Origin of the sequence: Candidatus Kinetoplastibacterium desouzaii TCC079E (assembly GCF_000340795.1) — a bacterium.
GTDB classification, from domain to species: Bacteria; Pseudomonadota; Gammaproteobacteria; order Burkholderiales; family Burkholderiaceae_B; genus Kinetoplastidibacterium; species Kinetoplastidibacterium desouzai.
This window is the reverse complement of sequence record NC_020294.1, coordinates 509,257-522,072: the sequence shown is the minus strand read 5'-3', so window position 1 is coordinate 522,072 and position 12,816 is coordinate 509,257. Positions and strand designations below refer to the sequence as shown.

The following is a 12,816-nucleotide window of genomic DNA, read 5'->3' as shown; positions in this document are numbered from 1 at the left end:
ATTATATGGGTTTAAAGGGTAAAATCGTCCTTGTTACTGGAGCTAGTCGTGGGATAGGTAAGGCTATAGCCACAAGATTTTCGGAGGAAGAGGCTGTTGTTATAGGAACGGCCACTACAAAGACAGGGGTAGATATTTTAAATAACGAATTGAATCCTCTTGGTGGCAGAGGTATGATTCTTAATTTAATGGATGATAATAGTTGTAGTGTTTTTATAAAAGAGATAATAAAAGAAGGTATATATCCTAATATTCTAATAAACAATGCTGGAGTTACTAAAGATTCTTTATCTATAAGGATGAAGGATTCTGATTGGGATAATGTTATTAATACTAATCTTACTAGTGTTTTTCGGTTATCTAGAGGATTAATTCCTTATATGATAAAGTCTAGATGGGGTCGTATTATTAATATTACTTCTATTATTGGATCAATTGGGAATGTTGGTCAATCTAACTATGCTGCATCTAAAGCTGGTGTAGAAGCTATGTCAAGAGTTATGGCTAAGGAATTTGCTAGTAGGGGTATTACAGTTAATTGTATAGCTCCAGGATTTATAGATACTGATATGACTAGAAGTATAAATAAAGAGAATATTGATTACTTATCTTCACAGATTCCTATGGGTAGATTAGGTAATGTTGATGATATAGCTTACTCTGCTTTGTTCTTGGCAAGTGATAAGGCTAGTTATATAAATGGTATTACTTTACATGTAAATGGTGGTATGTACATGCAATAATTGTTATTACTGTAATTTTTTGTTGTAAAATTTCATGTTTGGTATATAAAATATATTCAATTATTTTTTACTATATCATAATTGATTGTGTGTTTATTTGGGTGTTTTTATTTCAATAGTTACTTGCTTTTTATAATTTGGAGATATATTAATGGATAGTATAGAGCAGCGCGTCAAAAAGATAGTCGCTGAACAACTTGGAGTTAATGAGTCGGATGTTAAAGATAGCTCATCATTTGTAGAAGATTTAGGAGCTGATTCGTTAGATATGGTGGAATTAGTTATGGCTCTTGAGGATGAGTTTGAGACTGAAATACCAGATGAAGAAGCTGAGAATATTAGCACTGTACAACATGCAGTTGATTATATACTTAGTCATAAACAATAGTATTCTAAATTATCATACTTTGAAATTCATAAATTACTGCGATTTGTTTTGATTTCGCAATAATTTATGAAATCTATTTTTGTGATCTTTCTATCTAAATAAGGAGTTATGCTTGAAAAGACGTGTTGTTATAACTGGTCTTGGTATTGTTTCGCCAGTAGGTAATGATTTGACTACAGCATGGAATAATATTGTTAATGGGGTTTCAGGAGTTGGTAAAATAACTAGATTTGATGCTTCAGGTCTTTCTTGTCAAATAGCTGCTGAGGTGCGAGATTTTCATATTGAGCAGTTCATTCCTTTAAAAGATGCTCGTCATATGGATTTGTTTATTCATTATGGTATTGCAGCTAGTCAACAGGCATGGTCTGATTGTGGTATAAATGTTAGTGAGATAAATGAAGAAAGAGTGGGTGTTGTTATAGGTTCTGGTATAGGTGGTTTACATAGAATAGAAGAAACACAAATTGATGTTTTAAATAGAGGTGCTAAAAGAATCTCTCCTTATTTTGTTCCTGGTTCTTTGATTAATTTAATTTCTGGGCAGGTTTCTATTTTATATGGATTTAAAGGTCCTAGTTATGCTGTTGTTTCAGCTTGTACTACTGGATTGCATTGTATAGGAGATGCAGCTCGTTTGATAGAGTATGGAGATGCAGATGTTATGTTGGCTGGAGGTGCTGAGTCTACTGTTTCTCCGTTAGGAATAGGCGGTTTTGCTGCTATGAGAGCTTTGTCTACTCGGAATGATTCTCCAGAAACTGCTTCTAGACCATGGGATATTGATAGAGATGGATTTGTATTAGGAGAAGGAGCCGGGGTTTTAGTTTTAGAGGAATATGAGCATGCTAGAAGACGTAATGCTCGTATTTATGGTGAGCTTATTGGTTATGGTATGAGTTCTGATGCTTTTCATGTTACAGCGCCAGATAAACATGGTCCAAGTAGAGGAATGATCAATGCATTAAGGAATGCATCTATTAATTATGATGACATTAATTATATTAATGCCCATGGGACGTCAACATTATTAGGTGATAAAAATGAGACAGATGCTTTGAAATCAGTATTTGGTGATCATTCTTATAAAATAGTTGTAAATTCTACTAAATCTATGACAGGTCATTTATTGGGAGCTGCAGGTGGAATTGAGGCTGTTTTTAGTGCTATGGCTTTATATAAAAATATTTCTCCACCTACTATGAATATTTTTAATCAAGATCCAGAGTGTGATCTTGATTATTGCGCTAATGAAGCAAGGGAATTAGATATTAATTTTGCTATGTCTAATTCTTTTGGGTTTGGTGGAACAAATGGAACAATAATTATTGGCAAGATATAGTTCTAGAATTTATTTATGTTTGATATTATCTGTATAGTATTTTTATTCTCTTGGAGATTTTTATGAATAACATAACTGTTTTATTATTTCGCAAGAGAATATTTATTCTATTGTTTGTACTATTATTTTTTATAATTAATAGTTACTCTATTGAGGCTAAGAATATTCAATATCATAATAATCAAACTGGAATAGTATTACCAGATTTTGTTAAAATTGTAGAAGGGCTTGACTCATCTGTAGTTAACATACGTACTATGACTAACATTGGTTATAATGATTTTAATCTTAATGGTAATAACGATACTTATGAGTTATTTAGGTGGTTTTTTGGTCCATATTTACCTTCTATTCCTCCTAATAATCAACATCAATTAGATGAAAAAATACCTAAAGGATTAGGATCTGGTTTTTTTATATCAGATGATGGATTTATTTTAACTAATAATCATGTAATATCAGAATCTACGGATATTATTGTAACACTAGCTGATGGTAGAGAATTTTCTGCTGATATAGTTGGTTGTGATGATAGAACTGATATTGCATTGTTAAAAATCAATGCTAAAAATATGATTCCTATTCCAATAGGTGATGTATCTAGCATAAAGAAAGGTCAATGGGTATTGGCTATAGGATCTCCATTTGGTTTGGACTCAACTGTTACTGCTGGAATTATTAGTGCTATAGGTCGTGATACTGGGGATTATTTACCATTTATACAGACTGATGTGGCTGTGAATCCTGGAAATTCTGGTGGTCCTCTTCTGAATTTAATGGGTGAGGTTATAGGTATTAATTCTCAAATTATTTCTAGAAGTGGTGGTTTTATGGGCATATCACTTTCTATACCTATAGATGAAGCTATGAGAGTAGTTAAATCATTAAAACATTCAGGTAGAGTAATAAGAGGACGTATAGGAGTACAAATATCTGAAGTAAGCAAGCAAGTTGCAGATGGATTGGGTTTACCTAAGATACAGGGAGCATTAATTAGCAATGTTGAATTTTCTGGTCCTGCAGATAAGGCAGGTATTCAAGCCGGCGATGTGATATTGAAATTTGATAGTGAAGAAATAAAGAAATGGTCTGACTTACCGAGAATAGTTGGTCAAACTAAACCTGGAAAAGTTGTAAATGTAGAAGTTTTAAGAAGGGGGAAATATCTTAACTTAAAACTGAAGGTTGGGGAGATAGTTTCTGATAGTAAGAAATTGAGTAAAAATGAAATTGGTTCTGTAAAAAATAAGTTAGGCATATATGCTGATGATATTTCTAATGAGATGCGTTCTAATTTGCATATTTCTAATGGTGTTTTAGTTAAAAATGTTACAGGCCCATCAGCAAAAGCTGGTTTAAGGATTAATGATATCATTATTGCAATTAATGATGAAAACATAATGAATGCTGATCATTTTAACAAAATAATAGATTCTATTGGATCATCTAAGATAGTTCTGTTGTTAGTGAGACGTGCTGATCAGACTCAATGGTTACCAATTAAGTTATCTGATTGATTAATATAAGTTTGTTTATATTTATATAGATTTGATTAATTTTATTTTTTATTTTAGTTGTTTTTTATGAAGTTTATACGTAATTTTTCTATTATTGCTCACATAGATCATGGGAAGTCGACATTAGCTGATCGTTTAATACAGAAGTGTGGTGCTCTTCTGGACCGAGAAATGTCTGAACAAGTTCTTGATTCTATGGATATAGAGAAAGAACGTGGTATTACTATTAAGGCGCAAACAGTTGCTCTGCAGTATAAAGCTAACGATGGATTTATATATAATTTAAATATGATTGATACTCCTGGTCATGTTGATTTTTCTTATGAGGTTAGTCGTTCCTTATCTGCATGTGAAGGTGCTTTGCTTGTTGTGGACGCATCTCAGGGAGTAGAGGCACAGACTGTTGCTAATTGTTATACTGCAATTGATTTGGGGGTTGAGGTTCTACCTGTATTGAATAAAATTGATCTTCCTCAGTCTGATCCAGAGACTGTTATAAAAGAAGTTGAGGATTTTATTGGTATTGATTCTAGTAACGTTGTTTTAGCTAGTGCAAAAAATGGCATAGGAATAGAAGAAATTTTAGAGTTGATAGTAAATAAAATTCCTTCACCTAAAGGTAGTATTGATGATCCACTGCAAGCATTAATTATAGATTCTTGGTTTGATAATTATATAGGTGTAGTAATTTTAGTAAGAATATTTAATGGTATTTTGAAACCAAAAGATAAAATTACATTTATGTCCACACAAACAAATTATATTTGTGATCAGGTAGGTATTTTTACTCCTAAATTTGAACTAAAAAAATTTTTATCAGCTGGAGAAGTAGGATTTGTAGTTGCTGGTATTAAAGATCTGAAGCATGCTAAAGTTGGAGATACAATAACTAGATCAGATTTTCCTTGTTCTACATCTTTACCAGGATTTAAGATAGTGCAACCTCAAGTTTTTGCAGGACTATATCCTATTGAAAGTTCTGATTATGAACATTTACGGGTTTCATTAGAAAAACTTAAATTAAATGATGCTTCTTTGGTATTTGAACCTGAAGTTTCTCAAGCTTTGGGTTTTGGCTTTAGGTGTGGTTTTTTAGGTTTGCTTCATATGGAAATAGTCCAAGAAAGACTAGAAAGAGAATTTGCTATGAATATTATTACTACTGCTCCTTCTGTTATATATGAAGTTCAGAAGAAAGATGGTAGTGTAGATTTAATAGACAGTCCTTCTCGTATTCCTACTATGAATTTATTGATGGAAATTCGTGAGCCTATAGTAAAAGTTAGTTTATTTTTACCTAATAATTACGTCGGTCCTGTTATGACATTATGCAATGATAAAAGAGGAATTCAGCTTGATATGAGTTATCATGGCAGACAAGTTAATTTAATTTATGAAATTCCTCTTGCTGAAATTGTTTTAGATTTTTTTGATCGTTTAAAATCTATTTCTCGTGGTTATGCCTCTATGGATTACGAATTATTAGATTATAAAGCAGCTGATGTTGTAAAAGTTGATATTATGATCAATGGTGATTGTATTGACGCTTTGTCAATGATAGTTCATAGATCTACATCAAGACATAAAGCTAGGGGTATTGTTTCCAAGATGAGAGAAATTATTCCTAGGCAAATGTATGATGTTGTTATTCAAGCAGCTATAGGTTCAGAAATAATAGCACGTGAAAATGTGAAAGCTTTAAGAAAGAATGTTTTAGCAAAATGTTATGGTGGGGATATAAGTAGGAAAAAAAAGCTATTGGAAAAACAAAAAACAGGCAAAAAAAGAATGAAAAATATTGGTAGCGTGGAAATACCACAAGAGGCTTTTTTAGCTATTCTAAAAGTGGAAGATAAATAATAATTTATGAGTAGATATTTTTCTATTGTTTTGTTTTCTATATTATTAATTGCTGGATTTATATGTTTGTTGGAAATAATATTTCTACGTAAGAATCGTGATAGATTATATGTTTCAGATTCAGAATCTTTATCAAAACACTCAAGAGTTATTAGTAATAACAGGCCATGGTTAGTAGATATTGCTTTTACTTTCTTCCCAGTTATTTTATTGGTTTTTTTATTAAGATCTTTCTTTTTAGAGCCATTTAGAATACCTTCCGGATCTATGTTACCAACTCTAAAGTCTGGTGATTTTATATTGGTAAATAAATTTACTTATGGTTTAAAGTTGCCAATTATAGATTATAGCTTAATTAAATTTAAAGATCCCCAAAGAGGTGATGTAATAGTATTCCATGATCCAGTTTCATATAGAATTGATTATATAAAACGTATAATAGGGAAACCTGGTGATGTTATAACCTACTATAATAAAAAATTAATTATAAATGATATAGAGGTAGTTAATGAAAAGAAATCTATTTACTATGATTATGATTCTATGTTGATAGGAACTTTATATAAAGAAATTATTAATAATAAAGAACATGATATTTTATTTTATAATGGTGTTATTAATAATTTTAAACCTTCTTATATTTTTCCTAATTTTAATAATTTCAAATATTATAATGATGGTATAGGATTAATTTGTAAAGTTCCTTCTGGTTATTATTTTGTAATGGGTGATAATAGAGATAATAGCTTTGATAGTAGATATTGGGGATTTGTTCCAGAAAAAAATATTGTTGGTAAAGCTTTTTTTATATGGATGAATTTTAGCGAGATTAGTAGAATAGGCTTTTTAAATTAGTTATTATGTCATTTTTCAAGCTAGAAAATAGTTTAAAATATTCTTTTAATAATATCTCTTTATTGGAATTAGCGCTAACTCATCGTAGTTATAGCGCCAATCATAATGAGAGGTTAGAATTTCTCGGTGATTCAATTCTAAATTCTTCGATAACGATCATATTGTTTGAAAGATTTTCTCATATAGATGAAGGAGGTCTTTCTAGATTAAGAGCTTCTTTAGTACAGCAAAATTCTTTAGCAAAAATTGCTATTAAATTAGATATATCAAGATATTTAAGATTAGGAGATGGTGAAATAAAAAGTGGTGGTTCTAACCGTCCTTCTATTTTAGCAGATTGTATTGAAGCAATATTTGGTGCCATTTTCCAAGATTCTGGTTTTGATGTTTGCAAGAATATAATTGATTACCATTATTCTAGTTTAATAGATAATTTAGATTTAGGTACTATGGGAAAGGATTCTAAAAGTTTATTGCAAGAATTCTTGCAATCTAAACACATGTGTCTTCCTTCGTATATAATTGTGCGCACTAATGGTCTTGCTCATAGCCAAACTTTTGAAATAGATTGTTGTATACCAGATTTAAATATAAAAACCAAATCTTTTGGGGAAACAAGACGTTCTGCTGAGCAATCAGCAGCAAAGAAGGCTTTAGAACTACTTTTTAAATTAGATTTTACTAATTTAAAAAAATAAACACATTCAAATTTCTTAAAAATGAATAATCATAATTATCGAGCAGGGTTTATTGCTATTGTTGGTCGTCCTAATGTTGGTAAATCAACCTTAAGTAATTCTTTAATAGGAGAGAAGTTATCTATCGTTTCCAGAAAATCTCAAACTACTAGACATAGAATAAAAGGTGTATTAACACAAGAGAATAGACAGTTTGTTTTTATAGATACTCCAGGGTTTCAATTGAAATATCTAAGTACTTTAAACCGAATGATGAATAGAGTAGTTTCTCAAGAGCTTCTTGATGTAGATATAATATTGCATGTTATTGAAGCTGGTAAATGGATAGAAGATGATTCTAAATTATTAGAAATAATACCTGATTCTAAAATAGTAATTCTTGTACTGAATAAGATAGATTTAATAAAAGATAAAAATTCTTTATTGCCTTTTATTTCTAATTTAATGAAAATTTATAATTATAAAGCATTTGTTCCTATTAGTGCGTTAAGGAACAATCAAATAGATTATTTATTAAATGAAATATCTTCTTATTTGCCTATAAGAAATAAAATATTTAATGATGACTATCTTACAGATAGATCTAGTTCTTTTTTTGTTTCAGAGATTCTAAGAGAAAAAATTTTTAGACTTACTGGTAATGAGATTCCATATGAATGTACTACTCTTGTAGAGAAATGGGAAGAAAAGAATAATAGTTGTTATTTATCTATTTGTGTTTTTGTAAGAAGTAATACACATAAAGCAATTCTCTTAGGTCATAAGGGAGAAAAGATGAAACGTATTGCAACTGAATCAAGACAAGACATTGAGAATTTTTTAAATAAGAAGATTTATTTAGAAGTATATATAAAAGTTAAAAAGAAATGGATCAATGATAGATCTTTATTAACTAATTTAGGTTATGAGTAATAAGAATTCTCGCTTCAAAGAAGATATTTGTTATATATTGCATAGTTTTTCGTGGAAAGAAACTTCTTTAATAGTTAAGGTTTTTTCGCGTAATTTTGGTTGTTTAAGTATGGTTGCTAAAGGAGCTAAAAGACCATATTCTCAACTTCGTCCAGTGCTTTCTAAATTTAGTCCATTAGTATTGACATGGAGTGGTAATACTGAAATGAAAAATTTAGTTAAAGCTGAAATAAGTCAAATAATATCAATGCCTAGTGAATTTTTAATGCCATCTTGGTATTTAAATGAATTGATACTATCTTTCTTACCAAAAGAGGATCCTCATGCTAATTTGTTTGATGCATATGATAATGCTTTGTTTGGTTTAAGCAAGTGTAATATTAACAATGTTATTGTATCTAGTATTTTGAGGCGTTTTGAGTGGTTTTTACTTAAAGAAATAGGCTATGGAATTGATGGACAAGAACCAGATTTTGAAAACAAACAGCAAGAACCTATTATTAGACAAATCCTTAGTAAGAGGATAGATAATAATTTATATGGTAAGATTTTATATACTAAGAAAATTTTAAAAGATTTGCGTTACTTTATATATTAACAAGAACCCGGTTAAAGGATTCTTGTTAAGAATTTAATTAATCTCTATTATTATTAAATAAACCTAAGATAACGAGAAGATTGCTAAATACGTTATATATGTCCAAATATAACGCTAATGTTGCTGATATATAATTTGTTTCGCCATTATTAATGATGCGATGTATGTCTATTAACATAAAAGAAGAAAATATAACTATGGAAAGCATACATATAGTTAATGTAAGTGAGCTCATTTGTATAAACATATTTGCCACTATAGCAAATAATAAAACAATAGATCCAATAGACATAAACTTTTCTACATTAGATAAATCTCTTTTTATAGTTGAGGCTATTATATTCATGAAGCCAAAAACAGCAGCTGTTCCACCAAAAGCTAAAGATATTATTTGAGATCCATTATGCATTCCTATTATTATTCCTAGCAATCTTGATAGCATTATACCCATAAAGAACGTGAATAATAATAAGAATAATACGCCAAAACTATTATTTTTATTTTTTTCTATAGAAAACATTAGGGAAAATGATCCTATAAAAAAAATTATAGCTGATAATCCAGGATTAGATAACATTCCATAATTTAATCCAGATACTATTCCAAATGTTGCCCCTAATACAGTTGGGATTAAAGAGATAGCTAAGAGAAAATAAGTATTTCTTAATACTTTATTTCTTACTGATAGTTTCCTTTTTATTGCGATATTATCATTGTTATCAAATCTAGAGTATTGGTAATCATTCATACGTAACTCCTAATAGTTAGTAGTTATATTATTTATATAGTTTTAATTCTAATAATTTCTAAAATTCATAAATTTATCTATATTCTGAATTTAAAATCACGCAATAGAAATTTTTGATGGTATCCCAGCTACTTGATAGCCTATTTGTTTATAGAAACGCCATCTATTACGAGCTTCTAAGCGATCTTTTTCATCTTCTGAAACTATTTCTATCACATGATTGATTTTGTCACAATTAGGTGTGTAATTATTTGATAAATTTATTACTAATGATATTTTATCAGAAAACTCTTTGTCAATATATTCTACACTTAGTATGCTTTGCTTTGCAAGAATTACAGGGGTTTTATTTGGTTTCTCATATTCTAAAATATTATGTGGTATGAAAGAAACATCATTAAAAGTCCATAATAATTTATCTAACTTAGAAATATTATTATCATCACAAATAATCAAGATTATTTTGTTTGTCATAAAATTCTTATGGACTATATGGCATGCACTTATTAATTTGTCTTTTACTCCAAAAACAAAACTAACTTTCATTTTCTTGATCTATTAAAAACTGACTGACTAGAGCTACTGGTCTACCAGTTGCTCCTTTAATTATTCCTTTGTTCCATGCTGTTCCAGCTATATCTAAATGAACCCATTTGTATTTTCCAATAAATTCTGATAAGAAACAAGCGGCTGTTATTGAACCAGCTGATGATCCTCCTGTATTAGCAATATCTGCAAAATTAGATTTTAATTGTTTTTTATAATGATCATCTAAAGGCATTTTCCAAACGTAATCTAATATTTTTTCACTGGCCATATTGAACAGGTTAGATATTTTTTCATCATTAGAGAAAAGAGCAGTTCTATAATCTCCTAAAGCTACTACACAGGCTCCAGTTAATGTGGCTAGGTCTATTACTAGATATGGGTCTTCTTTTTCTGCATAAGTTAAAGCATCACATAGTATAAGTCTACCTTCCGCATCTGTATTTAATATTTCTATGGTTTTCCCAGACATACTTTCTATTACATCACCGGGTTTGTTTGCTTTCCCACTAGGCATATTTTCGCAAGCAGGTATTAAAGCTATAATTTTTTGCTTTAGGTTTAATTTCGCTATAGATTTCATTATTCCTAATGTGGCTGCGGCTCCGCACATATCATATTTCATTTCTTCCATAGAAGATGAAGGTTTTAGAGAGATTCCTCCAGAATCAAAAGTTATACCTTTACCAATAATTACAATTGTTTTTTGCTCTGGTTCTGTTTGTACACCATTATAAGTATGTGCTATTTCTATAAATTTTAATGGTTCATCAGATCCTTTTGATACAGAGATAAATGATCTCATGCCTAGTTTTTGTACTTCTTCTATATTTAATACGTTAACTTTTATGTTTTTAAATTCTTTTTCTAATTTGATTGCTTCATTTGCTAAATATGTTGGGGTGCATATATTGCTAGGTAAATTTCCTAATTCTTTTGCTAGATTTATTCCAGATGATATTGCTGTAGCTTCTAACAATGTTCTTTGAATACTATTTTCATTTTGTATTTGAGTTGTAAATATTATTTTTTTTATATTTGATATTTCTTTATGATCTTTTAGAGTTAAAGTATACTTGTATAAGGAATTATTGGCTGCAATTATTGCATTTTTTATTAACAAAAGATTATCAATATTTTTTATGTTGTTTTCTGTAAGAGTAGATATACATTCTTTGGCTTGTAATTTTATACAACTTGAAATAAAAGATTCTTCTGCTTTTATATGTGTTTCAATCGTTTGATCATTAGTTTCGCCTAGGCCTATTAAAATAATTTTCTTTGCTTTGATATTAGGGACATTGTATAGAACTATAGAATCTCCTGTTTTAGCTTTAAATTCATTTAATACGTTTTTTAAAAAATTACCACTTATGTTATTAATTTTTTCAGTTGAAGGACTAAGAATTCCATTGCTATACACTCCCAATCCTATAACATCAACATTTATAGTAGAAAGGTTAACTTCTTTTTTTCTATAAAAAATTCCATAATGATTCCGTAATAGTTTTAAGATAAGAATAAATTTATCATATATTATTTTTATATTCACATGTCAATATTTCAAAAATCAATTATTAGTGAAATTTATAAGCGTTTTGTACTTGTCTTATTTGTTCTAGTTATGGTCTGGTTTAGCATAATTGTTGTAAGGATTTTAGGAGACTCTTTTTTGAGAAATTTTCCTATAAATGTTGTTTGTCTAATATCGATACTGTCTGTTATAACATCATTACCAGTTCTTTTATCTATTTCTTTATTTATGGCTATTGTGAGTACTATAGCGCGTTGTTTTAAAGATTTAGAGATGATTATTTGGTTTTCTAGTGGTTTATCATTAAAAGATTGGTTTAGTCCGGTTTTCCAGATTTCATTTCCTATATCTATAATTGTGTTGGTTTTTTCTTTTTTCTTATCTCCAATAGCATCTAATATTATAGATAATAGTCGTGATTCGTATTTGCGTAATTTTAATTCATATAATCTTTCCAAAGGTCATTTTATAGAACCATATTATAATAACAAATTAACATTTTATTCTGATAGTAATAATCAGATTAATAAAACATTTAATAATGTTTTTATTAATTTTTTAATAAATGATAATGAATTGACTATTATAACAGCAGAATCTTTAGAATTAACGACGTCATCAGATAATGAACAGGTTATAGTGATGAATCATGTTAGTAGAAATGATTTTAGTATTAATAATTTAGTCATGAAATCATTTAGTTCTGAGAAATGCATTTTATATTTGGACCATTTAAATAGTGTGAGAACTAGAAATGAGAATTTTATTAATAAAAAGGTATTAAAAGGATATTCTACTAGTTCATTGTTTTCTAATGGAGATAGAGTTTCTTGGTCTTATATTATATGGCGTATTTCTATTCCTATAGCAACATTAAATTTAGCTTTTTTGGGTATATCATTAGGTGTTTTATGTACTAAATATGATGGTAAATTTAATTATATTTTAATATCTATGTTACTTGGTTTGTTTTATATAAATATGATAGGTTTATGTCAATCTTTGGTTATTAAAGAACAGTTAGATATATACGAATCTTTAATTTATCCTCATTTATTATTTTTTTAATCAATAT

The 12,816-nt window shown here is 29.0% G+C and carries 13 protein-coding genes; 10 read left to right on the top strand and 3 right to left on the bottom strand.

Annotation, left to right across the window (positions count from 1 at the left end; all coding sequences use genetic code 11):
* Positions 1-5: 5 nt before the first annotated feature.
* The 9 genes from fabG to recO all read left to right on the top strand — a co-directional run bounded on the left by fabG (position 6) and on the right by recO (position 8,913).
* Positions 6-743 carry a 3-oxoacyl-ACP reductase FabG gene (gene fabG / locus CDSE_RS02425; protein WP_015396422.1) on the top strand — a complete coding sequence of 246 codons (738 nt, stop codon included), beginning with the start codon at positions 6-8 and terminating at the stop codon, positions 741-743.
* A 151-nt stretch (positions 744-894) separates the two neighbouring features.
* Positions 895-1,131: an acyl carrier protein gene (acpP, locus tag CDSE_RS02420; protein WP_015396421.1), complete on the top strand. Its 237-nt coding sequence runs from the start codon at positions 895-897 to the stop codon at positions 1,129-1,131.
* A 112-nt stretch (positions 1,132-1,243) separates the two neighbouring features.
* Positions 1,244-2,473, top strand: coding sequence for a beta-ketoacyl-ACP synthase II (gene fabF / locus CDSE_RS02415; protein WP_015396420.1), 1,230 nt, complete (start codon positions 1,244-1,246; stop codon positions 2,471-2,473).
* 62 nt (positions 2,474-2,535) lie between these two features.
* Positions 2,536-3,990, top strand: coding sequence for a Do family serine endopeptidase (locus CDSE_RS02410; RefSeq protein ID WP_015396419.1), 1,455 nt, complete (start codon positions 2,536-2,538; stop codon positions 3,988-3,990).
* A 66-nt stretch (positions 3,991-4,056) separates the two neighbouring features.
* Positions 4,057-5,850, top strand: coding sequence for a translation elongation factor 4 (gene lepA, locus CDSE_RS02405; protein WP_015396418.1), 1,794 nt, complete (start codon positions 4,057-4,059; stop codon positions 5,848-5,850).
* 6 nt (positions 5,851-5,856) lie between these two features.
* Positions 5,857-6,705, top strand: a complete 849-nt coding sequence (gene lepB, locus CDSE_RS02400) for a signal peptidase I (protein ID WP_015396417.1) — start codon at positions 5,857-5,859, stop codon at positions 6,703-6,705.
* A gap of 5 nt (positions 6,706-6,710) precedes the next feature.
* The gene (gene rnc, locus CDSE_RS02395; protein WP_015396416.1) at positions 6,711-7,403 is read left to right on the top strand and encodes a ribonuclease III; all 693 of its coding nucleotides are present in this window, start codon (positions 6,711-6,713) and stop codon (positions 7,401-7,403) included.
* A 21-nt stretch (positions 7,404-7,424) separates the two neighbouring features.
* The gene (gene era / locus CDSE_RS02390) at positions 7,425-8,315 is read left to right on the top strand and encodes a GTPase Era (RefSeq protein ID WP_015396415.1); all 891 of its coding nucleotides are present in this window, start codon (positions 7,425-7,427) and stop codon (positions 8,313-8,315) included.
* Complete coding sequence (gene recO, locus CDSE_RS02385; protein ID WP_015396414.1) at positions 8,308-8,913, top strand: DNA repair protein RecO; 606 nt, start codon at positions 8,308-8,310, stop codon at positions 8,911-8,913. Before era ends, recO begins: the two co-directional genes overlap by 8 nt.
* A 37-nt stretch (positions 8,914-8,950) precedes the next feature.
* Here recO and CDSE_RS02380 read toward each other — a convergent pair whose 3' ends face one another.
* From CDSE_RS02380 to CDSE_RS02370, 3 genes are all read right to left on the bottom strand, one after another.
* Positions 8,951-9,661 (bottom strand): Bax inhibitor-1 family protein, encoded by a 711-nt coding sequence (locus tag CDSE_RS02380; RefSeq protein WP_015396413.1) that lies wholly within the window; start codon positions 9,659-9,661, stop codon positions 8,951-8,953.
* Positions 9,662-9,757: 96 nt separating this feature from the next.
* A complete protein-coding gene (locus CDSE_RS02375; protein ID WP_015396412.1) occupies positions 9,758-10,207 on the bottom strand; it encodes a DNA polymerase III subunit chi in 450 nt (149 codons plus the stop codon).
* A complete protein-coding gene (locus CDSE_RS02370; protein ID WP_015396411.1) occupies positions 10,197-11,759 on the bottom strand; it encodes a leucyl aminopeptidase in 1,563 nt (520 codons plus the stop codon). Before CDSE_RS02370 ends, CDSE_RS02375 begins: the two co-directional genes overlap by 11 nt.
* Between CDSE_RS02370 and CDSE_RS02365 the strand changes: the two genes are divergently transcribed.
* Positions 11,760-12,809 carry an LptF/LptG family permease gene (locus tag CDSE_RS02365; protein ID WP_015396410.1) on the top strand — a complete coding sequence of 350 codons (1,050 nt, stop codon included), beginning with the start codon at positions 11,760-11,762 and terminating at the stop codon, positions 12,807-12,809.
* The last annotated feature ends 7 nt before the right edge of the window (positions 12,810-12,816 follow it).